The sequence below is a fragment of the Streptococcus infantis genome (genome assembly GCF_047463635.1).
Classification (GTDB): domain Bacteria; phylum Bacillota; class Bacilli; order Lactobacillales; family Streptococcaceae; genus Streptococcus; species Streptococcus infantis_W.
Map to the genome: position 1 here is coordinate 1 of NZ_JASHDL010000018.1, position 25,000 is coordinate 25,000.

Annotated in this window: 31 protein-coding genes and 1 tRNA gene; 25 read left to right on the top strand and 7 right to left on the bottom strand. The window is 39.6% G+C overall.

Features of this window, described 5'->3' with window-relative positions:
- Positions 1-500: 500 nt before the first annotated feature.
- Positions 501-573 (bottom strand) — tRNA-Thr (locus QM867_RS08935).
- A gap of 117 nt (positions 574-690) precedes the next feature.
- A complete protein-coding gene (locus QM867_RS08940) occupies positions 691-1,440 on the bottom strand; it encodes a lysophospholipid acyltransferase family protein (protein ID WP_414315601.1) in 750 nt (249 codons plus the stop codon).
- 132 nt (positions 1,441-1,572) lie between these two features.
- Between QM867_RS08940 and QM867_RS08945 the strand changes: the two genes are divergently transcribed.
- The 6 genes from QM867_RS08945 (at position 1,573) to QM867_RS08970 (ending at position 8,640) form a co-directional block, all read left to right on the top strand.
- Positions 1,573-3,909, top strand: a complete 2,337-nt coding sequence (locus tag QM867_RS08945) for a cation-translocating P-type ATPase (protein ID WP_371607429.1) — start codon at positions 1,573-1,575, stop codon at positions 3,907-3,909.
- 101 nt (positions 3,910-4,010) lie between these two features.
- The gene (locus tag QM867_RS08950; RefSeq protein ID WP_414315602.1) at positions 4,011-4,688 is read left to right on the top strand and encodes a tRNA (adenine(22)-N(1))-methyltransferase; all 678 of its coding nucleotides are present in this window, start codon (positions 4,011-4,013) and stop codon (positions 4,686-4,688) included.
- A complete protein-coding gene (locus tag QM867_RS08955; RefSeq protein ID WP_414315603.1) occupies positions 4,675-5,472 on the top strand; it encodes a Nif3-like dinuclear metal center hexameric protein in 798 nt (265 codons plus the stop codon). Before QM867_RS08950 ends, QM867_RS08955 begins: the two co-directional genes overlap by 14 nt.
- 16 nt (positions 5,473-5,488) lie before the next feature.
- Complete coding sequence (locus tag QM867_RS08960; RefSeq protein WP_414315604.1) at positions 5,489-6,586, top strand: NAD(P)/FAD-dependent oxidoreductase; 1,098 nt, start codon at positions 5,489-5,491, stop codon at positions 6,584-6,586.
- A 103-nt stretch (positions 6,587-6,689) separates the two neighbouring features.
- The gene (galE, locus tag QM867_RS08965; RefSeq protein WP_153224919.1) at positions 6,690-7,709 is read left to right on the top strand and encodes a UDP-glucose 4-epimerase GalE; all 1,020 of its coding nucleotides are present in this window, start codon (positions 6,690-6,692) and stop codon (positions 7,707-7,709) included.
- The gene (locus QM867_RS08970; protein ID WP_281334602.1) at positions 7,693-8,640 is read left to right on the top strand and encodes a glycosyltransferase family 2 protein; all 948 of its coding nucleotides are present in this window, start codon (positions 7,693-7,695) and stop codon (positions 8,638-8,640) included. The genes galE and QM867_RS08970 overlap by 17 nt, the downstream gene beginning before the upstream one ends.
- Positions 8,641-8,745: 105 nt before the next feature.
- Here QM867_RS08970 and QM867_RS08975 read toward each other — a convergent pair whose 3' ends face one another.
- Positions 8,746-8,943, bottom strand: a complete 198-nt coding sequence (locus QM867_RS08975) for a ferredoxin (protein ID WP_083303333.1) — start codon at positions 8,941-8,943, stop codon at positions 8,746-8,748.
- Between the two features lie 45 nt (positions 8,944-8,988).
- Here QM867_RS08975 and QM867_RS08980 point away from each other — a divergent pair, with 45 nt between their 5' ends.
- The 6 genes from QM867_RS08980 (at position 8,989) to pdxT (ending at position 12,856) form a co-directional block, all read left to right on the top strand.
- The gene (locus QM867_RS08980) at positions 8,989-9,477 is read left to right on the top strand and encodes an SAG1386/EF1546 family surface-associated protein (RefSeq protein WP_281334601.1); all 489 of its coding nucleotides are present in this window, start codon (positions 8,989-8,991) and stop codon (positions 9,475-9,477) included.
- Positions 9,478-9,485: 8 nt separating this feature from the next.
- A complete protein-coding gene (gene cmk, locus QM867_RS08985; protein WP_414311220.1) occupies positions 9,486-10,157 on the top strand; it encodes a (d)CMP kinase in 672 nt (223 codons plus the stop codon).
- A gap of 138 nt (positions 10,158-10,295) precedes the next feature.
- Positions 10,296-10,634, top strand: coding sequence for a zinc ribbon domain-containing protein YjdM (locus tag QM867_RS08990; RefSeq protein WP_045762909.1), 339 nt, complete (start codon positions 10,296-10,298; stop codon positions 10,632-10,634).
- A gap of 2 nt (positions 10,635-10,636) precedes the next feature.
- Complete coding sequence (locus QM867_RS08995) at positions 10,637-11,269, top strand: Pr6Pr family membrane protein (protein ID WP_414315605.1); 633 nt, start codon at positions 10,637-10,639, stop codon at positions 11,267-11,269.
- A 138-nt stretch (positions 11,270-11,407) separates the two neighbouring features.
- Complete coding sequence (gene pdxS, locus QM867_RS09000) at positions 11,408-12,283, top strand: pyridoxal 5'-phosphate synthase lyase subunit PdxS (RefSeq protein ID WP_006153788.1); 876 nt, start codon at positions 11,408-11,410, stop codon at positions 12,281-12,283.
- Entirely contained in the window at positions 12,284-12,856 is a 573-nt protein-coding gene (gene pdxT / locus QM867_RS09005; RefSeq protein WP_414315606.1) for a pyridoxal 5'-phosphate synthase glutaminase subunit PdxT, read from the top strand. It begins immediately after the preceding gene.
- A gap of 29 nt (positions 12,857-12,885) precedes the next feature.
- Here pdxT and trhA read toward each other — a convergent pair whose 3' ends face one another.
- A complete protein-coding gene (gene trhA, locus QM867_RS09010) occupies positions 12,886-13,533 on the bottom strand; it encodes a PAQR family membrane homeostasis protein TrhA (protein WP_414315607.1) in 648 nt (215 codons plus the stop codon).
- Entirely contained in the window at positions 13,523-13,978 is a 456-nt protein-coding gene (locus QM867_RS09015; RefSeq protein WP_414315608.1) for a DUF1836 domain-containing protein, read from the bottom strand. The genes trhA and QM867_RS09015 overlap by 11 nt, the downstream gene beginning before the upstream one ends.
- Positions 13,979-14,112: 134 nt before the next feature.
- On the opposite strand from QM867_RS09015, the gene QM867_RS09020 reads away from it, so the two are divergent.
- The 7 genes from QM867_RS09020 (at position 14,113) to trxB (ending at position 18,468) form a co-directional block, all read left to right on the top strand.
- Entirely contained in the window at positions 14,113-14,613 is a 501-nt protein-coding gene (locus QM867_RS09020; RefSeq protein ID WP_414315609.1) for an N-acetyltransferase family protein, read from the top strand.
- A gap of 13 nt (positions 14,614-14,626) precedes the next feature.
- Positions 14,627-15,118 (top strand): methylated-DNA--[protein]-cysteine S-methyltransferase, encoded by a 492-nt coding sequence (locus QM867_RS09025; protein WP_414315610.1) that lies wholly within the window; start codon positions 14,627-14,629, stop codon positions 15,116-15,118.
- A 12-nt stretch (positions 15,119-15,130) separates the two neighbouring features.
- Complete coding sequence (locus tag QM867_RS09030; protein ID WP_083303335.1) at positions 15,131-15,487, top strand: Spx/MgsR family RNA polymerase-binding regulatory protein; 357 nt, start codon at positions 15,131-15,133, stop codon at positions 15,485-15,487.
- A 156-nt stretch (positions 15,488-15,643) separates the two neighbouring features.
- Positions 15,644-16,444 carry an amino acid ABC transporter permease gene (locus tag QM867_RS09035; RefSeq protein WP_045762916.1) on the top strand — a complete coding sequence of 267 codons (801 nt, stop codon included), beginning with the start codon at positions 15,644-15,646 and terminating at the stop codon, positions 16,442-16,444.
- On the top strand, positions 16,444-17,187 hold the full coding sequence (locus QM867_RS09040) for an amino acid ABC transporter ATP-binding protein (RefSeq protein WP_045762917.1): 744 nt from the start codon (positions 16,444-16,446) through the stop codon (positions 17,185-17,187). Before QM867_RS09035 ends, QM867_RS09040 begins: the two co-directional genes overlap by 1 nt.
- Positions 17,188-17,266: 79 nt before the next feature.
- Positions 17,267-17,491, top strand: coding sequence for a DUF4059 family protein (locus tag QM867_RS09045; RefSeq protein WP_414273655.1), 225 nt, complete (start codon positions 17,267-17,269; stop codon positions 17,489-17,491).
- 65 nt (positions 17,492-17,556) lie between these two features.
- Positions 17,557-18,468, top strand: coding sequence for a thioredoxin-disulfide reductase (trxB, locus tag QM867_RS09050; protein ID WP_281334596.1), 912 nt, complete (start codon positions 17,557-17,559; stop codon positions 18,466-18,468).
- A 183-nt stretch (positions 18,469-18,651) separates the two neighbouring features.
- On the opposite strand, the gene rlmB is transcribed toward trxB, so the two are convergent.
- Both rlmB and def read right to left on the bottom strand, forming a co-directional pair.
- On the bottom strand, positions 18,652-19,380 hold the full coding sequence (gene rlmB / locus QM867_RS09055) for a 23S rRNA (guanosine(2251)-2'-O)-methyltransferase RlmB (RefSeq protein WP_248034622.1): 729 nt from the start codon (positions 19,378-19,380) through the stop codon (positions 18,652-18,654).
- A gap of 44 nt (positions 19,381-19,424) precedes the next feature.
- On the bottom strand, positions 19,425-20,036 hold the full coding sequence (def, locus tag QM867_RS09060; RefSeq protein WP_075231800.1) for a peptide deformylase: 612 nt from the start codon (positions 20,034-20,036) through the stop codon (positions 19,425-19,427).
- A gap of 165 nt (positions 20,037-20,201) precedes the next feature.
- Between def and QM867_RS09065 the strand changes: the two genes are divergently transcribed.
- From QM867_RS09065 to rpsU, 6 genes are all read left to right on the top strand, one after another.
- Complete coding sequence (locus QM867_RS09065; RefSeq protein ID WP_414315611.1) at positions 20,202-21,521, top strand: CapA family protein; 1,320 nt, start codon at positions 20,202-20,204, stop codon at positions 21,519-21,521.
- 21 nt (positions 21,522-21,542) lie between these two features.
- Positions 21,543-22,370, top strand: a complete 828-nt coding sequence (locus QM867_RS09070; protein WP_414315612.1) for an HAD family hydrolase — start codon at positions 21,543-21,545, stop codon at positions 22,368-22,370.
- Position 22,371: 1 nt separating this feature from the next.
- A complete protein-coding gene (locus QM867_RS09075; RefSeq protein ID WP_075231803.1) occupies positions 22,372-23,007 on the top strand; it encodes an SGNH/GDSL hydrolase family protein in 636 nt (211 codons plus the stop codon).
- A 522-nt stretch (positions 23,008-23,529) separates the two neighbouring features.
- The gene (locus QM867_RS09080) at positions 23,530-24,237 is read left to right on the top strand and encodes a glucosamine-6-phosphate deaminase (RefSeq protein WP_049508421.1); all 708 of its coding nucleotides are present in this window, start codon (positions 23,530-23,532) and stop codon (positions 24,235-24,237) included.
- Positions 24,238-24,267: 30 nt separating this feature from the next.
- On the top strand, positions 24,268-24,612 hold the full coding sequence (locus tag QM867_RS09085; protein WP_315940860.1) for a hypothetical protein: 345 nt from the start codon (positions 24,268-24,270) through the stop codon (positions 24,610-24,612).
- 129 nt (positions 24,613-24,741) lie between these two features.
- Positions 24,742-24,918 carry a 30S ribosomal protein S21 gene (gene rpsU, locus QM867_RS09090; RefSeq protein ID WP_000048054.1) on the top strand — a complete coding sequence of 59 codons (177 nt, stop codon included), beginning with the start codon at positions 24,742-24,744 and terminating at the stop codon, positions 24,916-24,918.
- Positions 24,919-25,000 lie beyond the last annotated feature (82 nt).

Here is a 25,000-nt window from a genome sequence, read left to right on the forward strand (position 1 = left end):
CATATGATTCTTTCTAATGAGTTGTTTGATCGCTTTTCATTATAGGTCATATGGGACTTTTTTTCTACACAAAAATAGGCTCCATAATATCCATAGGGGATTTACCCACTACAAATATTATAGAGCCTTTTTTTGTTACGAGGGGTAAAATATATCATTTTCCTTTCAATGCTAAGGTATATAATACAGTTTGCCCTGTAACTTTTGCTGTAATTAGAGATTTCATTGGTCATCTTAGTATCTTTACGACTAAACCCAGATAGGATTTAGTGGCGTTTAGGAAAATAAAAAAAGCTCTCTGGAAAAACCAGAAAGCTTTGAGAGGCATCTCCATGTGAGAAACCGGTTCACACAATTTCTCAAGGTCCGCTCCTGCGTTATGACCTCCTTTGCTCAATAGTAGCTCTCGCTACATATCGACTCATCGCATTGTCTATTCTACTATAAGATCCATAAAATGTCAATAAAAAAAGTTCCTATACCAAGGAACTGTTAAACAATGCTAATTGCCGGGATCGAACCGGCGACCTCATCCTTACCATGGATGCGCTCTGCCTACTGAGCTAAATCAGCTTACTTAAAAAGTATACTATAGAATCAAATCTTTGTCAATAAAATATTTTATTTAAAAGTAATCGGCTGTCAGTCAAATTAAAATAGCTTTAGGGAATGTCCTAAAGCCATTTTCTTCTAACCTAATTGATTTTGTTTTTTTTCTGGATTCCAGATAAAACTTGCAATAAAGCTAAAGACGATGGTAACAATCGCAACTAAGACAGCAAGAATCAGTGCTGGTATGCGAATAAACCACCACAAAGGATTTGGTTTTTTATTATCGTGCCATTGTTTTGTTTCTTCATCCAGACGTTGGAATTCTGATTGGATACGTTCAGCAACTATCTCAATTCCCTCATCATTCATCTTCTTAATGTCCGAGATATCGATAGGATTTCCGAAGTTCATATCGACACGTTCGCGACTGATGAGTCCTTTTAAGGTCATTGGGCCAGTGTAAGTAACTGGCATGATGCGAACCTTAGCCATTTTGGCAATCAGAGCTACGCCACCTTTGACATCGTTAGAATGGCGACTACCACTTGGAAACATGATGAGAGATCGGTCGCTCTTTTTAAGAACATTGATAGGGTATTTGATAGCCGAAGCGCTAGGATTTTCACGATCGATTGGAAAGGCACCGCACATGCGAATCCACCAGCCAAAGATACGGTTGGTAAAGAGTTCCTTTTTAGCCATAAATACAAATTGCTTCGGTTTGGTCGCAAAGGCCATATAAACTGGATCCCACCAGGTACGATGGGGCGCAACTAGAATATAGTTTTCATCTTGACTCGGAATTTTATCCGTATTATGATAATGAGCATTACCGTTGATAGACCAAAGAATCAACATAACCAGCCCACGAAGATAAGTATAAAACATGGTATCTCCTTCAATTTTCTTTCTTTTATTATACCTTATCATACTAGGACAAGCAAATGTTTTTTTGTTTAGGCGGAATTGCTCTTCATATGAAATTAGAATTATTTTTAAAAAAATGATATGATAGAACTTATGGATAAAAATAAAATTATAGGCTTAAGCCAATCAGAAGTTAAAGAACGTCAGAAACAGGGACAGGTCAATGATTTCAAAGCATCAGCTAGTACCAGTACTTGGCAGATTGTAAAACGAAATGTCTTTACTCTCTTCAATGCTTTAAACTTTGCTATTGCATTAGCGCTCGCTTTTGTTCAAGCCTGGAGCAACCTGGTTTTCTTTGCGGTTATCTGTTTTAATGCTTTTTCAGGAATTGTAACCGAGCTACGTGCCAAGCATATGGTTGATAAACTCAATCTCCTGAATAAAGAAAAGATTACCACTATCCGTGATGGACAAGAAATTGCTTTAGACCCTGAAGAGCTTGTTTTGGATGATGTGATTCGCTTGTCTGCAGGGGATCAAATTCCAAGTGATGCGATTGTATTAGAAGGTTTTGCAGAAGTCAATGAAGCCATGTTAACGGGCGAGAGCGACTTGGTGCAAAAAGAAGTAGAAGACTTAATGTTGTCAGGTAGTTTTCTTGCCAGTGGTTCTGTCTTTGCTCAAGTTCATCATGTAGGAGCAGATAACTATGCAGCCAAACTCATGCTTGAAGCTAAGACAGTTAAACCCATCAACTCACGTATCATGAAATCGCTAGACCAGCTAGCAGGTTTTACGGGTAAAATCATCATTCCATTTGGAATTGCTCTTTTGCTTGAAGCTTTGGTCTTAAAAGGTTTACCACTGAAGTCTTCTGTAGTGAATTCATCTACGGCTCTTTTGGGAATGTTGCCTAAGGGGATTGCCCTCTTAACCATTACCTCTCTCTTAACTGCTGTTATCAAGCTTGGGTTGAAAAAGGTCTTGGTGCAGGAGATGTACTCTGTTGAAACCCTAGCGCGCGTGGATATGCTCTGCTTGGATAAGACAGGTACCATCACCCAAGGGAAGATGCAGGTTGAGACTGTCCTTCCTCTGACCCAGACTTATGACAAGGATGCTATTGCCGACATACTAACCAGCTATATGGCAAACAGTGAGGATAAAAATCCTACAGCTCAAGCTATCCGTCAACGTTTTCAAGGTCAAGTAGCTTATCCGATGATTTCTAGTCTTCCATTTTCTAGCGATCGTAAATGGGGAGCAATGGAGTTGGAAGGTCTCGGAACTGTTTTCCTAGGTGCACCGGAGATGTTGTTGGATGCTGAAGTTCATGAGGCTAGAGAAGCTCTTGAACGAGGATCTCGTGTCTTAGTTCTGGCCCTCAGTCAAGAAAAACTTGATCACCACAAGCCACAAAAGCCATCTGATATTCAGGCTTTGGCTTTGCTTGAAATTCTAGATCCAATCCGAGAAGGGGCAGCTGAAACTCTAGACTATCTTCGTTCTCAGGAAGTGGGGCTGAAAATTATCTCTGGTGATAATCCAGTTACGGTTTCAAGTATTGCTCAAAAAGCTGGTTTTGCAGATTACCACAGCTACGTAGATTGCTCGAAAATTACTGATGAAGAGTTGGTTGCCATGGCTGAGGAGACAGCGATTTTCGGACGTGTCTCTCCTCATCAAAAGAAACTGATCATCCAAACGTTGAAAAAAGCAGGTCATACGACTGCAATGACAGGAGATGGTGTCAATGATATCCTTGCCCTCCGTGAGGCAGATTGTTCCATCGTGATGGCTGAAGGAGATCCAGCGACTCGTCAGATTGCAAATCTGGTCCTCTTGAACTCAGACTTTAATGATGTTCCTGAGATTCTCTTTGAAGGTCGTCGTGTGGTCAATAACATTGCCCACATTGCTCCAATTTTCTTGATTAAGACAATCTATTCCTTCCTGCTTGCAGTCATCTGTATTGCGAGTGCTTTGTTGGGACGTACTGAATGGATTTTAATTTTCCCATTCATTCCGATTCAGATTACCATGATTGACCAGTTCGTGGAAGGCTTCCCACCGTTCGTATTGACCTTTGAGCGAAATATTAAACCAGTAGAACAAAACTTCCTCAGAAAATCCATGCTCCGTGCACTACCAAGTGCCTTGATGGTAGTCTTTAGCGTTCTATTTATTAAAATTTTTGGAACCAGTCAAGGTTGGTCGGCAATTGAAATTTCGACACTTTTGTATTATCTATTGGCATCGATTGGTTTCATGTCTGTAGTTAGAGCTTGTTTGCCATTTAGTCTGTGGCGTGTTCTCTTGATTATTTGGTCAGTTGGTGGCTTCCTTGGAACAGCTCTATTTCCAAGAATTCAAAAATTGCTTGAAATTTCAACACTTACAGGACAAACATTACCTGTCTATGGCATTATGATGGTCATATTTGCTGTCATTTTCATCCTGACAAGTCGTTATCAAGCAAAAAAATAAAGAAAGGCTGCAATCCTTGATTGCGGTCTTTTTTAGGTACAGAATTGCTAGACAAAATATGGTATAATAAAGGGAAATAGACTTTTGGAAAGTGAGAGAAAATGATTTCGAAGAGATTAGAAACGGTAGCTTCTTTTGTTCCCCAAGGAGCTGTTTTACTGGACGTCGGAAGCGACCATGCTTATTTACCGATTGAACTAGTTGAAAAAGGTCACATTGAGCGTGCCATTGCAGGAGAGGTAGTGGTAGGTCCCTATCAATCTGCAGTCAAAAATGTTGAGAGTCATGGTTTGACTGAGAAAATTCAGGTTCGTTTAGCCAATGGCCTGGCAGCTTTTGAAGAGGCTGACCAAGTCTCTGTCATCACTATTGCTGGAATGGGTGGCCGTTTGATTGCTACGATCTTAGAAGAAGGATTAGACAAACTTGCCAATGTTGATCGTTTGATTCTTCAACCAAATAACCGAGAAGATGAGTTGCGTTCTTGGTTACAAGAGCATGGTTTTCAAATCATAGCAGAAAGTATCCTAGAAGAAGCAGGGAAATTCTACGAGATCATAGTTGCAGAAGTTGGCGAAATGAATCTATCAGCAACTGATGTCCGCTTTGGCCCATTCTTGTCCAAAGAAGTCAGTCCAGTCTTCATCCAAAAATGGCAAAAAGAAGCTGCTAAGCTTGAGTTTGCCCTTAGTCAAATTCCAGAAAAAAATCAAGAAGAACGTCAGGTTCTAGCAGATAAAATTCAAGCCATTAAGGAGGTGCTCCATGAAAGCAAGTGAAGTGATTAAGCGTTATGAAGCCTATTGCCCACAAGAATTTTCTATGGAAGGTGATAGTCGTGGTCTGCAAATTGGCACCCTAGACAAGGAAATTAAAAAAGTCATGGTTGCCCTTGATATTCGTGAAGAGACAGTCGCTGAAGCTATTGACAAGGGTGTTGATCTGATTATCGTTAAGCACGCGCCTATCTTTCGTCCGATTAAGGACTTGGTAGCTAGTCGTCCTCAAAATCAGATTTACATCGACCTAATCAAGCATGACATCGCAGTTTATGTTAGCCATACCAATATTGATATCGTTGAAAATGGTCTCAATGACTGGTTCTGCCAGATGCTAGGTATCGAGGAGACGATTTATCTGCAGGAGACAGGCCCTGAACGTGGGATTGGACGTATTGGAAATATTCAGCCTCAGACATTTGGGAAATTGGCCCAATGTGTCAAGCAAGTCTTTGGTCTAGATAGTCTTCGAATGGTACATTATCAAGAGAGTGATTTGCAAAAAACCATCTCAAGAGTGGCCATCTGTGGTGGCAGTGGGCAGTCATTCTATAAGGATGCTTTGGCAAAGGGGGCAGATGTCTATATCACTGGTGATATTTACTACCATACTGCCCAAGATATGTTGTCAGATGGTTTGTTAGCTCTAGATCCAGGACACTATATCGAAGTGCTTTTTGTGGAAAGAATTGCAGCGCTCTTGAACGAATGGAAGGAAGAGAATGCTTGGTCACTAGAAGTAATCGCAAGTCAGGCTTCTACCAATCCATTCCATCATATCTAGTTAGAAGGTAAAGACAATGAAAAAAGTTGCCATTGTAGGAGCAGGAATTGTAGGGGCAACAGCTGCCTACTATCTCTCTAAGGAAGCAGATGTCGAAGTAACTGTCTTTGATCATGGGTACGGACAAGCTACCAAGGCCGCAGCAGGAATCATCAGTCCTTGGTTCTCTAAACGACGCAATAAAGCTTGGTATAAGATGGCGCGCCTAGGAGCAGACTTTTATGTAGATTTATTAGCTGATTTAGAAAAAACTGGTCAAAAGGTTGATTTCTACCAGTGCTCAGGAGTCTTCCTTCTCAAAAAAGATGATTCCAAGCTCGAGGAACTCTATGACTTAGCCTTGCAACGTAGAGATGAATCTCCCTTAATAGGGGAATTAGCCATTCTGGATCAAACCGCTACAAATAAGTTGTTCCCTGAATTAGAGGGATTTGAAAGATTACTCTATGCTTCTGGAGGAGCTCGAGTAGACGGGCAACTCCTAGTAAGTCGGTTATTGGAAACCAGTCAAGTGAAAGTTATAAAGAAAGAGGTTAGTCTGAAACCTCTATCATCAGGCTATCAGATAGACAATCAAATGTTTGACCAAGTAATTTTATCTACGGGAGCTTGGCTTGGACACATGTTAGATCCCTTAGGATATGAGGTGGATGTTCGTCCTCAAAAAGGACAACTTAGAGATTATCAAGTGAAACAAGACATGGGAACATACCCTGTGGTTATGCCAGAAGGAGAGTGGGATTTGATACCATTTCCAGGCGGTAAATTATCTCTAGGAGCTACCCATGAAAATGACATGGGATTTGACCTAACAGTTGACGAGAATTTGCTCCAACAAATGGAGGAGGCAGCAAGTCCGTTTTATCCTAGCTTAAAGGATGCAATTTTATCTGGTGAACGTGTGGGGATTCGTGCTTATACAAGTGATTTCTCTCCATTTTTCGGACAGGTTCCAAACTTATCAGGAGTCTATACAGCAAGTGGTCTAGGATCTTCAGGGTTAACGACTGGTCCTATTATCGGTTATCACCTAGCTCAAATGCTTCAAGGAAGAAGTGGAGTATTGGATCCAGCAGATTATCCAACTGAAAGATACATTAAAAAGAAACAATAGTAAATCTTTTACTTAGATTTTACGATAGTGTTAGGAAAGTAAATGACTTTCCCTATCAAAAATGGTAAAATGAAAAAAATAATCCAAGAATTGAGGAAATAAAATGCAAGAAAAAATTCTGGTAACGGGTGGAGCTGGTTTTATCGGAACTCACACCGTCATCGAACTGGTCCAAGCAGGACACCAAGTTGTTGTTGTCGATAATTTGGTAAACAGTAGTCGTAAAAGTCTTGAAGTAGTCGAAAGAATCACTGGGGTAGAAATTCCTTTCTACGAAGCAGATATTCGTGACACAGATACACTTCGTGATATTTTCAAACATGAAGAACCAACAGGTGTGATTCATTTTGCTGGTTTGAAAGCTGTAGGGGAATCTACACGTATCCCACTTGCCTACTATGATAACAATATTGCTGGAACTGTCAGTCTCTTGAAAGTTATGGAAGAGACAAACTGTAAGAATATCATCTTCAGCTCTTCAGCAACAGTTTATGGAGATCCGCATACTGTTCCAATCCTCGAAGATTTCCCTCTTTCTGCTACTAACCCTTATGGTCGTACTAAGTTGATGCTTGAAGAAATCTTGACGGATATCTATAAAGCCGATTCAGAATGGAACGTTGTTTTACTTCGCTACTTCAACCCAATCGGAGCGCATAAGAGCGGTGATTTGGGTGAAAATCCAAACGGTATTCCAAATAACCTTCTTCCATATGTTACACAAGTCGCAGTTGGTAAGTTGGAACAAGTTCAGGTCTTTGGAGATGACTACGATACAGAAGATGGAACAGGTGTTCGTGACTATATCCACGTCGTTGACTTAGCAAAAGGGCACGTTGCGGCCCTTAAGAAGCTTCAAAAAGGTTCAGGACTAAACATTTACAACCTTGGTACAGGGAAAGGCTATTCTGTCCTTGAAATTATCCAAAATATGGAAAAAGCAGTCGGACGCCCGATTCCTTATCGTATTGTGGAGCGCCGTCCTGGTGATATTGCAGAATGTTACTCAGACCCAGCCAAAGCTAAGGAAGAACTTGGATGGGAAGCAGGACTTGGTATTACAGAAATGTGTGAAGATGCATGGCGTTGGCAAAGTAAGCATCCAAATGGATTTGAAGACTAAAATGATGATTTCAATCATAGTCCCATGTTTAAACGAAGAGGAAGTACTTCCTCTTTTTTATCAAACTCTTGAAGTACTGATCCCAGATTTGGGAACAGAAATCGAATATATTTTTGTAGATGATGGGTCGACTGATAGGACTTTGGACGTTCTAAAGATTTATCGAGAGAAAAATCCTGCAGTACATTATATCTCTTTCTCGCGAAATTTTGGGAAGGAAGCGGCCATATATGCAGGTTTACAACAAGCAAGTGGAGATTTGGTGGTAGTTATGGATGCAGACCTTCAGGATCCACCAAGCCTCTTGCTTGAGATGAAGGAACTACTAGATCAGAATCCAGACTTGGACTGCGTTGGAACACGCAGAACCAGTCGAGAAGGAGAACCTTTTTTACGTAGTTTCTGCGCAGATTTTTTTTATCGTTTTATGCAAAAAATTAGCCCAGTAGCCCTTCCATCGGGTGTCCGTGATTTTCGGATGATGAGAAGATCAGTTGTGGATGCAGTGTTAGAATTGACAGAATACAATCGCTTTTCCAAAGGACTCTTTGCCTGGGTTGGTTTCCGTACTCACTATTTAGAATACCCTAATGTTGAAAGGCAGGCAGGTAAGACAAGTTGGAGTTTTAGACAACTCTTTTTCTACTCTATTGAAGGGATTGTGAATTTTTCAGATTTCCCTTTAATATTAGCCTTTGTTGCTGGCCTTTCGTCGTGTTTTCTGGCTTTAGTGATGACATTGTTTGTAGTTGTCCGTACTCTCGTACTGGGCAATCCAACTTCTGGTTGGACCTCTCTGATGGCTGTCATTCTATTTCTTGGTGGTGTCCAATTATTGACGATTGGGATTCTCGGAAAATATATCAGTAAAATTTATATGGAAACGAAAAAAAGACCCCTCTATCTGATAAAAGAACAGAGTGAGTCATGATAAGATTTACTAAAAATAAGTCCTTCAAAAGACTATAATTTTCTGGAAAAATATGCTAAACTAGAGGAAGTGGGATTTGGAAATCGAATCACCGCTGATGACAAATTAATCTTTGATGAGCGCGCGAGTGGGACACTGTTTCACAGCTTCCAGTAGCTCTTCACTAGCTGGGACGTCTCTCTCTAGTAGATTAGGATCATCATAGAAACGCACAATACCATTATCATGGTAATCAAATAAATCAGAATAGGTTTGGCATAGCCCACAGGCAATGCATCGTTCAGGTATAAGTGTGATTTTCATATTTATATTGTAATAAGAAATTAGAAAAAAAACAAGGAGTAAGGTATGGAAAAGGAACCATGGCAAGAAGATATTTACGACATCGAGGAAAGTCGTTCGGAACGAAGAAGTAGAGGAAATAAGGGAACAGGAGTGGTAGCCAACCGTATTCTAACCATTTTGGCTTGTATTTTCTTTGTTATCGTTGTCGGTATGATTGCTGTTTTAATCTACCTGTCATCTGGTGGAAGTGATCGTACAGCAGCCTTGAAAGATTTTCATGATTCTTCTGCGCCTAAGGTAGAGGAAGTTTCTTCAACATCATCAAGTAGTTCAGTTGAAGTATCAAGTTCTGAAGCAGGATCAACTTCTTCAAGTAGTTCAGAGGAACATACAAATGCTGAGGGAACCATTACTGTCCTTGCAGGTGAAGGTGAAGCAGCTATTGCAGCTAGAGCAGGCATTTCTATTGCCCAGCTTGAAGCCTTGAACCCTGGTCATATGTCTTCAGGAACTTGGTTTGCAAATCCTGGTGATGTCCTTAAGACAAGATAGGAGTTAGAATGAAAACAATTCAGATCGCTATTGATGGACCAGCATCCAGTGGTAAAAGTACAGTAGCTAAGATTATCGCTAAGGACTTTGGCTATACTTATCTGGATACAGGTGCCATGTATCGTGCTGCGACTTACATCGCTTTGAACAACCAAGTAAGTCCAGAAGAGTCTTCTCGACTTCTTGAATTATTGGAACAATATCCGATTAGCTTTGGTCGTGCTGAAACAGGGGAACAGCTTGTTTTTGTTGGAGACGTTGATGTTACCAATCCAATCCGTGAAAATGAAGTAACCAATGCTGTATCTGCTTTTGCAGCCATTCCAGCTATTCGTGAAAAATTGGTAGCCCTTCAACAAGAAATTGCCCAACAAGGCGGAATCGTCATGGATGGTCGAGATATTGGTACAGTTGTATTACCTCAAGCTGAATTGAAGATTTTTCTTGTTGCTTCAGTGGATGAACGTGCAGAACGACGTTATAAGGAAAATCTTTCAAAGGGGATCGAAACAGATTTGGAAACTTTGAAAGAAGAGATTGCTGCGCGTGATTATAAAGATAGTCATCGTGAAACTTCTCCTCTTAAGCAGGCAGATGATGCAATCTATTTGGACACAACAGGGCTAAGTATTTTAGAAGTTGTCGAAAAAATTAAATCAGAAGCAGTCAAACATTTTTAATTGAAATTTTAACCGATTGACCACGATAGTGGTGAGTCGGTTTTTTAGCAATTTGTCAAATTTTTAATTTTAAGGTATAATAGTCTTTGTTAACGAAAATTTGACATTCAAACCATCATGAAAATAGAAGGAGATAAGATGAACAATCTACCAAATTGCCCAAAATGTAATTCAGAATATGTCTATGAAGACGGAGCCTTGCTAGTCTGCCCAGAGTGTGCTTATGAATGGAATCCTGCTGAGCAAGCTGAGGTTGAAGAAGGCCTTGTTGCTATCGACGCTAATGGAAATAAATTGGCTGACGGTGATACAGTAACCTTGATCAAAGACCTTAAGGTAAAAGGTGCTCCAAAAGACCTTAAGCAAGGGACACGTGTTAAAAATATCCGTATTGTTGAAGGTGACCACAACATCGATTGTAAGATTGATGGTTTTGGTGCTATGAAATTGAAATCAGAATTTGTTAAAAAGATCTAATCATGACTGCTTGGAATAAAATAATTTTTTTCAGTCGGGCTTTTATGTTTTTAGCAGCATTTACAGGTATTTATCTGGAAATTACCAAGCACGGTGGTTTCGGAATGTTGCTCTACTATACAGTGCTTTCCAACCTCTTGGTGATGATTTTTACAGGTTATCTTTTATGGAAGATGCGACGTGAGGGTGATTATTGGCAAAGTTCAAGTCTTTTGCGACTCAAGGGTGGTATCACCATGAGTATCATGATTACCTGTGTCATCTATCATTTCATGTTGGCTCCCTTGACAAAAGATTTTTACCGTTTGGAAAACTTCCTTTGCCATTATATCGTACCCCTCTGGTTTCTAGTTGATACCATCATTTTTGATAAGAGTTGTCAATATAAGTGGTTTGATCCTATTGTATGGACAGTTTTACCACTGCTCTATATGGGATTTGCAATCTTAAACGGCTTTGTTCTAAAGATGGACGTTCCTAACGCTAAGGATAGTCCCTTCCCTTATTTCTTCTTGAATGCCAATAAATATGGTTGGGGATTTGTCTTTAGATGGGCAGCCATTATCTTTGTTGCCTACATGGTTTCAGGATATCTGTTTTATCTTGTTAAAAACATTAAAAAATCTAAGAAATAAAAGTACCCTCTGTGGGTACTTTTATTGATGATTGATATAATTGTACCCGGACAAATCAATTTTTTTTATCTTGTTCTTGAGTCATTTCTACCTTACAATAAAACTGTAGCTACCAATACAACTATTGAGGAAGAGAAAATGACTGAAAATCGTTATGAATTAAATAAAAATTTGGCACAGATGCTTAAAGGTGGCGTCATTATGGATGTTCAAAATCCTGAACAAGCAAGAATTGCAGAGGCTGCAGGTGCAGCAGCGGTTATGGCCTTGGAGCGAATCCCAGCGGATATTCGTGCAGCTGGTGGTGTCTCTCGTATGAGCGATCCAAAGATGATCAAGGAAATCCAAGAAGCAGTCAGCATTCCAGTTATGGCCAAGGTTCGAATTGGGCATTTTGTTGAAGCACAGATTTTAGAAGCCATCGAGATTGACTATATCGATGAGAGTGAGGTGTTATCTCCAGCTGACGATCGTTTCCATGTGGACAAGAAAGAATTCCAAGTTCCTTTTGTTTGTGGTGCAAAAGACTTGGGTGAAGCCTTGCGTCGTATTGCTGAAGGAGCATCGATGATCCGTACAAAAGGAGAGCCAGGAACAGGAGACATCGTTCAGGCTGTTCGTCATATGCGCATGATGAATCAAGAAATCCGTCGCATCCAAAATCTCCGTGAAGATGAACTCTATGTCGCAGCAAAAGAACTCCAAGTTCCGGTAGAATTAGTTCAATACGTCCACGAACATGGGAAATTACCAGTTGTCAACTTTGCAGCTGGAGGAGTTGCAACACCAGCAGATGCTGCTCTCATGATGCAGCTAGGTGCAGAAGGTGTCTTTGTTGGTTCAGGGATTTTCAAGTCAGGTGATCCTGTTAAACGTGCAGCAGCCATTGTCAAAGCAGTCACAAACTATCAAAATCCTCAAATTTTAGCTCAAATCTCAGAAGATTTGGGAGAAGCCATGGTTGGTATCAATGAGAATGAAATCCAAATTCTCATGGCTGAGCGAGGAAAATAGATGAAAATTGGAATATTGGCCTTGCAAGGTGCCTTTGTAGAGCATGAGAAAGTCCTTGCAAAACTAGGAGTAGAAAGTATTGAACTGCGAAACCTAGAAGATTTTCAGCAGCATCAGAGTACTCTGTCAGGATTGATTTTACCTGGAGGTGAGTCGACAGCTATGGGAAAACTCCTACGTGACCAGAATATGCTACTCCCTCTAAGAGAGGCTATTCTCAATGGTTTACCAGTCTTTGGGACTTGTGCCGGTTTGATTTTGCTAGCGAGTCAAATCACTTCTCAAGAGGAAAGTCATCTAGCGACTATGGATATAATAGTTGAGCGCAATGCCTATGGACGTCAGCTAGGAAGCTTTTATACCGAAGCAGACTGTAAGGGTGTTGGCAAAATTCCCATGACCTTTATCCGTGGACCTATTATTAGTGAAGTTGGTAAGGGTGTTGATGTTCTAGCGATTGTGAACAATCAAATCGTTGCGGCACAAGAAAAGAATATGCTGGTAACATCCTTTCATCCTGAATTGACAAATGATCTTCGCTTGCATCAATACTTTATCAACATGTGCAAATAAAAATAGGTCGGGATTTTCCCGGCCTATTTTTACATGTAATAAACAATGGCAATGTATTGGAGAGCTGAAGCTGCTAGGATGAAGAGATGCCAGACCATGTGGAAGTATGGTTTCTTCTTAGCGTAAAATCCAGCACCAACTGTATAGCAAAGCCCACCTGATACCATAAGAGTCCAAAAGATTGGATTTGTTTGACTGATGATTGCTGGTAGGATAGCCACAACTAACCAACCCATGATTAAGTAGAGAATTAGACTAAATTTTTCATTGACTTTTTTGGCAAAGATTTTATAAAGAATACCCAAAATAGTTGTTCCCCACTGAATGGCGATAATCAGATAACCAAACCAGTTATTCATCAAGGTCAAAACGACAGGAGTATAAGAGCCAGCAATCGCAACATAAATCATGGAATGGTCGATAATGCGCAAGACATACTTATGAGTGGAACCATAAGCCATAGAATGATAAATGGTCGATGAAAGGAACATGAGAAAGAGGCTAATAACGAAAATCGACACCCCGATCGATGATAAAAATCCATGAGCTTCATAACTATATGTCGATGAGATAGGGAGCAAAATCAGCATGATAAGAGCCCCTACAGCATGGGTGACACTGTTTGCTATTTCTTCTCCAAAACTAAGGCGTTTGCTAAGTTTAAAACTAGTATTCATTTGTTTCCTCCTCTTCATTTTCTGTATAGACAAGAGCAAGTGTCTGATGATAGAGTTTAACCGTTTGGCAACTTGCTTGGATAATAGGATTGGCTGGGTCAATGTCTTCGTTCATGTAGTACACAAAAGCGTTGTAAAGCTCTTCTGAGTTAGTCTCTGTGTGTAGGGTATTAAGGGTTTGAGCAATTTCCTGGATTGAAAAAACAGACTTGAGCGTTGTGATAGCAATTAATCGGGCGATTTGTTTGCGTTGGTATTTTTTCTTTTCAGGTTTGCTGATATAGCCGTGTTTGACATAGTTGTTCACCATTGATGCAGTTAAACCTTTCTCTTTAGCAAGAGAAATTGGGGAACAAACTTTACTTACATAAAGTAGGACCTGATCCAAATAGAGATCAATGTTTGGAATTTCGTCCCATTCTGGGTAGGAAAAAGTAGATTTCATTTCCAACTCCTGTTTATCTAGTTTTGATAACCAGATTATAAAATAATAGAAATCAAAAGTCAAGTTTTAACTGCTTGTAGAAAGCCTTAAATTATGCTATGATGAGAGAAACTAGTCAGAAAAGAGGAGATAAGATGGAAATTCGTTTAGCCTTTCCAAACGAAGTAGATGCAATTATGCAAGTGATTGAGGAAGCTAAAAAAAGCTTGGCGGAAGCTGGTAGCACCCAATGGCAAAATGGTTACCCAAATACTGATACGATTATCGAAGATATTATCTCAGGTCAGGCTTATGTAGCCCTGGAAGAAGGAGAGCTCTTAGCTTATGCAGCAGTAACCAAGAGTCCAGAAAAAGCCTATGAAGCCATTTATGATGGAAGCTGGGAAGGAAGAGAAACAGAATACTTAGTATTTCATCGTATCGCAGTTGCCAGTGATATGCAAGGTCAAGGTGTTGCTCAGACCTTTTTGGAAGGCTTGATTGAAGGCTTTGATTACCTAGATTTTCGTTCAGATACGCACGCTAAAAACAAAGCCATGCAGCATATTTTTGAAAAACTTGGCTTTAAACAGGTCGGTAAAGTTCCAGTAGACGGGGAACGCTTGGCCTATCAAAAAATAAAATCAAATGCCTAAGAAGTATGCAAAAATGCTGTACAAGTCTCCGGTTGGGATTTTATCTCTGGTTGCAGATGACCACTATCTGTTTGGGATATGGATTGAAGAAGAGAGTGATTTTGAGAAGGGATTATCTGAAAATGATGTAACTCTTGTTGAAAGTCATCCCATTTTAAATCAAATTACTTCCTATTTAGAGACTTATTTTAAGGGGCAAGATCAAGACTTATCTAAGATGCCTTTAGCTCCTGTCGGTAGTGACTTCGAAAAAAGAGTCTGGAACTACTTGCGTGGAATTCCTTTTGGTCAGACAGTTACTTATGGACAAATAGCTAAGGACTTGCAGGTGGCTTCTGCCCAAGCAATCGGAGGAGCAGTAGGGCGCAATCCCTGGTCTATCCTTGTCCCCTGTCACCGTGTGCTAGGGGCTGGGAGACGTCTGACAGGCTATGCTTGGGGGCTCGATAAGAAGGCCTGGCTCTTAAAGCATGAAGGTACAGCATTTCAAGAGAATAAAGAATAGAAAGAAAAGAAAATGTTAGAATTTATCGAATACCCAAAATGTACAACTTGTAAGAAAGCAAAAAAGGAGTTAGATCAACTCGGACTAGAATATAAGGATGTTCATATCGTAGAAGAGACTCCGAGTGAAAAGGTTATTTTAAACTGGCTTGAAACTTCAGGATTTGAGTTGAAGCAATTTTTCAATACCAGTGGAATTAAATACCGTGAACTGGGCTTAAAAGATAAGGTTGGGACTTTATCCAATAAAGAAGCAGCCAAACTCTTGGCCAGTGATGGTATGTTATTAAAACGTCCAATATTAGTGGAGAATGGTGTTGTTAAACAAATTGGCTATCGTAAAACCTATGACAACTTGGATTTGAAATAGTTTTTTTCTATCTCCTTGATAGGTAAAATATATAACCTCACACTTTTAAAGTATGATAAACTAGTAGGTAGACAAAGTCTCTTCTGCACGTAGCAAATATTTTAAATCTAGGCAGAAGTATGATAGAATGATTCATTATCAGGAGAGGATGTTTCTATGAATGTTACAACACTTTTAGCATCAGATTGGTACCAAAACTTGATGCAGTATATTCCAGACGGTAAACTGTTTAGTTTTCGTTCTGTCTTTGATGGGATTCCAAGAATTGTACAACAATTGCCAACAACATTGATGTTGACAGTATTTGGTGCTTTTTTTGGCATCATCTTGGCCTTGGTTTTTGCTATTGTAAAAATTAATCGCGTTAGAATTCTTTATCCATTACAAGCATTCTTTGTTAGTTTCTTAAAAGGGACACCAATCCTAGTGCAGCTGATGTTGACTTACTATGGAATTCCTCTAGCATTAAAAGCGTTGAATCAACAATGGGGGACTGCTTTTAATATCAATGCGATTCCGGCTGCAGCTTTTGCCATTGTAGCCTTTGCTTTTAATGAAGCAGCTTACGCTAGTGAAACTATCCGTGCCGCTATTCTTTCTGTCAATCCTGGAGAGATTGAAGCCGCTCGTAGTCTTGGAATGACACGTGCTCAAGTCTATCGTCGTGTGATTATTCCAAATGCAGCAGTGGTTGCTACACCAACCTTGATTAACTCCCTAATCGGTTTGACTAAGGGTACTTCCCTAGCCTTTAGTGCGGGTGTTGTAGAAGTCTTTGCCCAAGCTCAGATTTTGGGTGGTGCCGATTACCGTTACTTCGAACGTTTCATCTCAGTTGCCCTTGTATACTGGGTGGTAAATATCGCTATTGAAAATCTTGGCCGCTTTATTGAGAGAAAAATGGCAATCGAAGCACCAGATAATGTGAAAACAGATGTGAAAGGAGACCTTCGCTAATGATTAAGATTTCAAATTTAAGCAAATCCTTTTCAGGTCAAACCGTCTTGGATCATCTGAATTTAGATATTCAAAAAGGGGAAGTAGTGGCTTTGATTGGTTCATCAGGAGCCGGAAAATCAACCTTTCTTCGTAGCCTAAATTATCTGGAAACACCTGATAGTGGAAGCATTCAGATTGATGATTTCAAAGTGGATTTTTCTCAAATTACTCAAGATGAAATCTTGACTCTTCGTCGCAAGTTGTCCATGGTGTTCCAACAGTTCAACTTATTTGAACGTAGAACAGCCCTAGACAATGTTAAGGAAGGCTTGGTTGTTGTCAAGAAATTATCCGACGAAGAAGCAACTAAGATTGCCAAGGAAGAGTTGGCTAAGGTTGGTCTTTCAGATCGTCAACAGCATTATCCTCGCCACTTATCAGGTGGACAAAAACAACGGGTAGCTTTGGCACGTGCTTTGGCCATGAAGCCAGCTATCTTGCTCTTGGATGAACCTACTTCAGCCCTTGATCCAGAATTGGTTGGTGAGGTAGAACGATCTATTGCTAATGCTGCAAAATCAGGTCAAACTATGATTTTGGTTAGTCACGATATGTCCTTTGTTTCTCAGGTAGCTGATAAGGTTTTGTTCTTGGATAAAGGAAAGATTATTGAGTCTGGAACACCAGATGAGATTATCAATCATCCTAAAGAAGAACGAACAAAAGAATTCTTTGCTAGTTACAAACGGACCTATATTTGATATAATAGAAGACAAGAAAGACTCAGTTGGCTAGGCCAACTGGGTTTGCTCTTTAAAATTAATAGAAATGAGAGAGAGCATGCTAGTTCAGCTATTTGCTTTGTATTTAGAGAGTTTAGTGTTGACAATTCTACTGGTCTTGATTATTTTGGGACTCTGGATTGGACTTAGAGCTCTGTCGGGGGTTGACAAAACTGCTAAAGCACGTCAAGCCCATCTCTACGATATGATTATGATTGGAGTTTTAACAATTCCAGTATTGTCTTTTGCAACCATGAGCATCTTGTTGGTTATCAAGGCTTAATAGTTGTAAAATAGGATTTAATCCGTTAGAATAAAAATGGTTACAACAAGAAAGAAGGAAAGAGAATGTACGATACGATTATTATCGGTGCAGGCCCTGCTGGGATGACTGCAGCCTTGTATGCAGCACGCAGTAATCTGAAAGTGGCTTTGATTGAAGGAGGCCTTCCAGGAGGTCAGATGAATAATACTTCTGACATTGAAAACTATCCAGGTTATGCTAATATCAGTGGTCCTGAATTAGCTGAAAAAATGTTTGAACCTCTTGAAAATCTGGGTGTTGAGCATCTCTATGGCTTCGTTGAAAATGTTGAGGATCATGGGGAATTCAAAAAAGTCGTAATAGACGACCAAGTTTATGAAACTCGTACAGTTATAGTAGCGACTGGTTCCAAACACCGTCTCTTGGGAGTTCCAGGTGAAGAAGAACTCAATAGCCGTGGTGTTTCTTACTGTGCGGTTTGTGATGGAGCCTTTTTCCGCGACCAAGATTTGTTGGTCGTAGGTGGAGGTGACTCAGCAGTTGAAGAAGCAATCTTCTTAACACGATTTGCTAAGTCTGTAACTATCATTCACCGTCGTGATGAACTTCGTGCTCAAAAAGTCTTGCAAGATAGAGCTTTTGCCAATGAAAAAATCAACTTCATTTGGGATTCGGTTGTCAAAGAAATCAAGGGTGAGAACCGTGTTGAGTCGGTTGCCATTGAAAATGTTAAAACTGGACAAGTGACAGAACAAGCCTTTGGTGGTGTCTTCATCTATGTTGGATTGGACCCTGTTAGTGACTTCGTACAAGAGTTGCAGATTCGAGACCAAGCGGGTTGGATTGTGACAGATGATCACATGAAGACAAGTGTTGCAGGTATTTTTGCTGTTGGTGATGTTCGTCAAAAAGACCTTCGACAAGTTACAACAGCTGTTGGAGATGGTGCTATTGCAGGTCAAGAGGCCTATAAATATATTACTGAACATAGTTAAAAAGGCGGTGGGATAGAAATCGATAGACAAAGTCTCGATTTCGTAGTCCCAGCCCCGCGAGGATGATTAGGAGCTTTTTGGAGTCTAAAAGACGAACAAAAAGTTCAATCAGCTACCGCGTCAAAGTTTGATTGCTAATAAAAAGTGAGGTCGGGATCTTTTTGTCCCAACCTCACCTTTTTATTATAATCGATTTCTAAAGACTTCGTACATGAGGATAGCAGCTGCGACACTGGCATTGAGGCTCTGTACGTGACCATTCATAGGAATGGTGATCATCTCGTCTACTTGTTTCTTGATGTTGCTTGAGATACCTTTGCCTTCATTTCCGATGATGAGGGCGACTTTACCACTTGTATTCCATTTGTGGCAAGGAGTTCCATTCATATCAGTTCCAAAGGTCCAGAAGCCTTCATCCTTGAGTTTGTCCAAGGTTTGGCTGAGATTGGTCACGCGAGCGATAGGAACGTGTTCAATCGCACCTGTTGCTGTTTTTGCAACGACAGGAGTGACGCCGACAGCTCGGTGTTTGGGAATGATAACACCTGAAACATTGGTTGCATCCGCTGTTCTCAAGATAGAACCGAGATTATGTGGGTCCGTTAAACCATCAAGGATTAGTAGTAGTGGGTTTTCTTCCTGGCGTGTCTTAGCAAGAATTTGCTCGAGTTCAGTGTAGGCAAATTCAGAAACACGCAAGACAAAACCTTGGTGAACAGCTCCTTCAGTCATCTCAGAAAGTGATTTTTTAGAAGTCCAAGAAATGGATACTTTCTTTTCAGTAGCCAATTCCTTAACTTTTTCCACATTCTTTCCTCGTAAATCTTCCTGAAGGTAGAGTTTGTTTCCAGTATTTGCTAAAAGAGCTTCTGTGACGGCATGAACGCCATAGACAATATCGTTTGTTTTCATATCTTCATTATAACACAAAATCCCGTCTTGCAACGGGATTTTCTTTATTCAAGAATGAGCAAACCATCTTTAACTTCAAATGGGTCTTTTTCATTGATGCGATCGTAGAACATAATGCCATTTAAGTGGTCAATTTCGTGTTGAACTACAATAGAGTTATAGCCCTTAAGTTTGATGCGGTGCTTTTCTCCATCCTTATCAAAATAGTCGACAGTTACTCGAGCGTGGCGGATAACATAACCTGGAACAGCACGGTCAACAGATAAGCAACCTTCCCCTTCGCCTAGGGCAGCATCTTGGACTGAATGTGAGACGATTTTCGGATTGTACATGACAGCCTGTAAATCATAGGCTTCTTGAGGAGTCTCATCTTCCTCAGTGATATTTGGTACCAGTACGGCGATGATGCGTTTTGAGATATCCAGCTGTGGTGCAGCAAGCCCAACACCTCCACGTAGACCTAATTTTTCAGCCATAACAGGATCTTGCGAGTGTTTCAAAAATTGCATCATTTTTTCTCCAAGAATGATATCTTGGTCGCTCAAGGGGAAAGAGACCTCTTCGGCAACGGCACGAAGAGTAGGGTTCCCTTCGCGGATAATATCTTTCATATCGATTAAATGAGCAGCTTTGGTAATTCGTTCTATAGCAGACATATTCTTTCCTTTCCTTTCCTTCTATTACAATTACATGATAACACAAAACAGATGAGAAAGAAAGTCACAGAAGTTGCTAAAAAATAATATAATAAAAGGAAATACCAATTTGTCTGTGGTATAATAAGGTAAGGTGACTTGCATCAAAAAGTAGGGAGAAAAAATTTGGAACAACGTAGTAGAAAAAGAAAAAAAGGTCCTGTTCTACATGCTATTAGACATTCTGTTCGATTTTTCAGGAACTATAAGCAGTGGAACAATCGCACTTTTATTGTGGTCTTGTTAGCTTCGGTAGCTATCTTGATGATTTTTACTTTATTAGTGGAAGGAGTTCGAGGGATTTCTTTAAGCAGTAGTGATCCAAGTGCTGTGCAGAAAAAGTTAAATTCTCAGGAAAAGAATGCAGATACGGAGCAAGAAACAAGTGCGCGTATTATGGCAAATGGGGATTTGCTCTATCATATTCCGATTTATAGAACTGCTCTAAAAGAAGATGGGACTTACGATTTTCATGAAAATTTTGAGTATGTAAAACCTTGGCTCAAGCAAGCTGACTTAGTCATCGGTGATTTTGAGGGGACGATAAGTCCTAGCCATTATTTAGCTGGCTACCCTTTGTTTAATGCACCTGGTGAAGTCATGGATGCTATAAAGGATGCTGGTTATCAGGTCTTAGACTTGGCTCACAATCATATTTTGGATTCTCAGATTGAGGGAGTTTTTTCAACTGCAGATGCTATCGAAAAAGCTGGAATGACACCAATAGGAGTCTATACTCATGAACCACGAGATAAAGCACCGATAGTTATCAAGGAAGTCAATGGAATTAAAGTTGCCCTTTTAGCCTATTCTTATGGATTTAATGGCATTGAAGAATATATTTCTAAAGAAGACTATGATAATCATCTTGCTGACCTAAATGAAGACAAGATGAAGGCTGAAATTGAGCGAGCAGAGAAAGAGGCGGATATTACGGTCATCATGCCTCAGATGGGAATTGAGTACCAATTGGAACCAACTGAAGAGCAAAAGCAACTCTATCACAAGATGATTGATTGGGGAGCAGATATTATCTTTGGTGGCCATCCTCACGTAGTTGAACCTGCTGAAACGGTTGAGAAAGATGGGGACAAGAAACTCATTATCTATTCTATGGGGAATTTCATCTCAAATCAGCGGATTGAAACCATGCAGGATGAGGAAAATGCCAAGTGGACGGAGCGTGGAGTCCTCATGGACGTAACCATAAAGAAGAAAGCAGGCAAGACAACTATTGAGACTGCAGAGGCTCATCCAACTTGGGTTAACCGTACTCCAAAAGGCACCTATTCACCTGACGGCTATCCACTTTTTCTTTATCAGACCTATATCTTGGAAGATTTTATAGAGGGTGGAAAATACCGCAGTCAGTTAGATGAAGATACCAAGGAACGGATAGATACAGCCTATAAAGAAATGAATGAGCATGTAGGTTTGAAGTGGTAGTGACATTAAGAGAGGAAAAAGATGGAGATTAAAGTTATTGCAACAGATATGGATGGTACCTTGTTGGACCCTAAAGGACAATTGGATCTAACACGCCTCGAAAAAATCTTGGACCGACTCGATCAACGTGGCGTTCGTTTTGTCATTGCAACGGGAAATGAAGTTCATCGTATGCGGCAATTATTGGGACATTTAGCAGAGAGAGTCGTTCTTGTGGTTGCTAATGGTGCTCGTATATTCGAAAATGATCAATTGATTCAAGCTCAGACTTGGGATGATGCTATGGTTGATAGAGCTTTAGCTCATTTTAAAGGCAGAGAGTGTCAGGATCAGTTTGTCGTAACTGGGATGAATGGTGGATTTGTCAAGGAAGGCACTGTCTTTACAGAACTTGATAAATTTATGACTCAGGAGATGATAGAGAAATTCTATCAACGGATGCACTTTGTTGATGAATTTGACTCCAGTCTCTTTGGAGGTGTCCTCAAGATGAGTATGGTTGTTGGAGAAGAACGATTAAATTCTGTTTTACAGGAAATCAATGACTTGTTTGATGGTCAGGTTCGAGCTGTCTCTAGTGGCTATGGCTGTATCGATATCTTACAGGATGGGATTCATAAGGCTTGGGGCTTAGAGGAATTGCTCAAACGCTGGAACTTAAAATCTGAACAAATCATGGCTTTTGGAGACAGTGAAAATGACATCGAAATGTTAGAGTTGGCAGGAATTTCTTACGCGATGGAAAATGCTGAGGAGTCTGTCAAGAAAGTTGCGACAAAAGTGGCGCCAGCCAACAGTCAGGCAGGTGTTTACCAAGCTTTAGAAAACTGGCTAGAAGAAGGAGAATAACTTGGCAGTACAACTATTAGAGAACTGGCTCTTAAAAGAGCAAGAGAAAATCCAAACCAAGTATCGTGAACTCAATCAGATTTCTGTAATGGAACCAGATATCATTTTTATCGGGGATTCCATTATAGAGTATTATCCCTTGCAAGAATTATTGGGAACGTCAAAAACCATTGTGAACCGAGGGATTCGAGGCTACCAGACTGGACTTTTACAAGAAAATCTTGATGCCCATCTCTATGGCGATGCAGTGGATCAAATTGTGCTTTTGATTGGGACAAATGACATCGGAAAAGATGTTCCAATAAATGAAGCGCTAAACAATCTTGAGAGTGTGATTCAAACTATTTCACGCGACTATCCACTGTCACAGATAAAGCTAGTTTCAATCTTGCCGGTCAATGAGGGGGAGAATTTTAAACAGACAGTTTATATTCGTACCAATGAGAAAATCAATGCCTGGAACCAAGCCTATCAAGACCTTGCCTCTGCCTATATGCAGGTTGAATTTGTGCCTGTTTTTGAGAACTTACTCGATCAAGAGGGGCAACTCAAGGCAGACTATACAACGGATGGTCTTCATCTCAGTGTCGCTGGTTATCAAGCTTTATCAAATACTTTAAAAAAATATATTTTATAGATTCAGTATAGATGAACAAGATTTTTTATGATTAATATTTTTTGTAAAATAAATATGTTGCTAATATTATTAAAAAAATTCTTTCAATGCTAGCAATCTCATGTTAGTTGATGATACCATTCACTTGTCGGAGGATATACTAAATAATAGACCTTGAAAGTATAGTGAAGTGAAATAAAATCTGGATAAATTGATTAAGGAAGTCAAATCAATTTCTAGCAATGTTTTAGAAGTCACAGTGCACTATTCTGTATGCAATCTACTATCTGCTCTTCATTTGACAATTCGATACAATAAAAAGCTCCATAATATCTATAGGAATTTGCCTATTACAAATATTATCGAGCTTTTTTGGCTCTTTCCTACTATTTGTCAAGTCTATCAAGGTTTTAAGAATCAAATGAGACAAGACAGTAGCTATTTTGAGGCTACTGTCATATTTTCAACAAAAATAAATCGTTTTCACTTGACAAAAATTGGTCTATACCATATAATAAAATAAAGAATATGGAGGACAAAATTATGAAAGTTATTCAAGTGGAAAATCCAATTGAAGGTGGAAAAGTTGCTTTTGATATCTTAAAAGAAAAATTGGAAAACGGTGCACAAACATTGGGACTTGCAACAGGAAGTAGCCCTCTGGAATTTTACCAACGAATCGTTGAGAGCGATCTTGATTTTTCAAATCTTACAAGTGTGAACTTGGATGAGTACGTAGGTCTTGATGGAGACAATCCTCAATCATATCGTTACTTTATGCAAGAAAATCTTTTCAACAAGAAACCATTTAAAGAAAGTTTTTTGCCACGTGGTGTCAAGGATAATGCGGAAGCAGAAGTAGAACGCTACAACCAAATTCTTGCTGACCATCCCGTTGACCTACAAATCTTAGGGATTGGTCGTAATGGTCATATTGGCTTTAACGAACCAGGCACACCATTTGATAGCCAAACTCACCTTGTAGAGCTAGATCAGTCTACAATCGAAGCTAACGCGCGTTTCTTTGAGAAGATTGAAGATGTTCCAACCCAAGCTATTTCAATGGGGATTAAGAACATTTTGGATGCTAAGTCTATCCTTCTATTTGCTTATGGTGAATCAAAAGCAGAAGCTATCGCTGGAACCGTTGAAGGCCCTGTGACAGAAAGTCTACCGGCAAGTAGCCTACAAAACCATCCGGATGTGACCATTATCGCAGATGCAGCAGCACTCAGTTTGTTAAAAAAATAAGATTTTAATCATTAAAGACCATTCGATCCTATGGATTGGGTGGTTTTTTGCTCTGAATATATTTCAAATATGATAAGGGTTGAAAATCAAAATTTTTTGTATTTTTTACATGAAGAAGACAAATTTGATTGTTCTTCACTTTCTGCTTTATGTCAGTATTTAGCAAAGCTGGAAGCTATTAGTTTAGGTCAAGTAAAGGATTTATATTTTATTCGAGAGCAAATACTGAAACATCTTGTTGATCACGTTGACAGCAAGGACTTATATACCATTTTTGATCTACCGTCAGATTATTGGGAGTACCTAGACCACATGGGGTTAGAAATTAAAAAATTAAGTGTTCGTTTAGAACAAACTTTAGAAGTGGAGAACTAGGCTAGATATAATGGTAAAATCTTATAAATTTTAAATTGAATGATTTGGGAGAATTTCATTTTTTTCTTGACAATTTTCTTTATTCCGTGTAAAATAGAATAGATCTTGAACTTGAAGGGAGTGAAAAAAATGTCTAAAACAGTAGTACGTAAGAATGAATCTCTTGACGATGCTCTTCGTCGTTTCAAACGTGCAGTTACTAAAGCTGGTACTCTTCAAGAAACACGCAAACGTGAATTCTATGAAAAACCTTCTGTAAAACGTAAACGTAAATCAGAAGCAGCTCGTAAACGTAAAAAATTCTAATTAATAAGAAAGGCTAGACTTGTCTAGTCTTTTTTGTTTTAAATAAATCCTATAAATCCTGCAAAATTCTGAAACTTCCTCC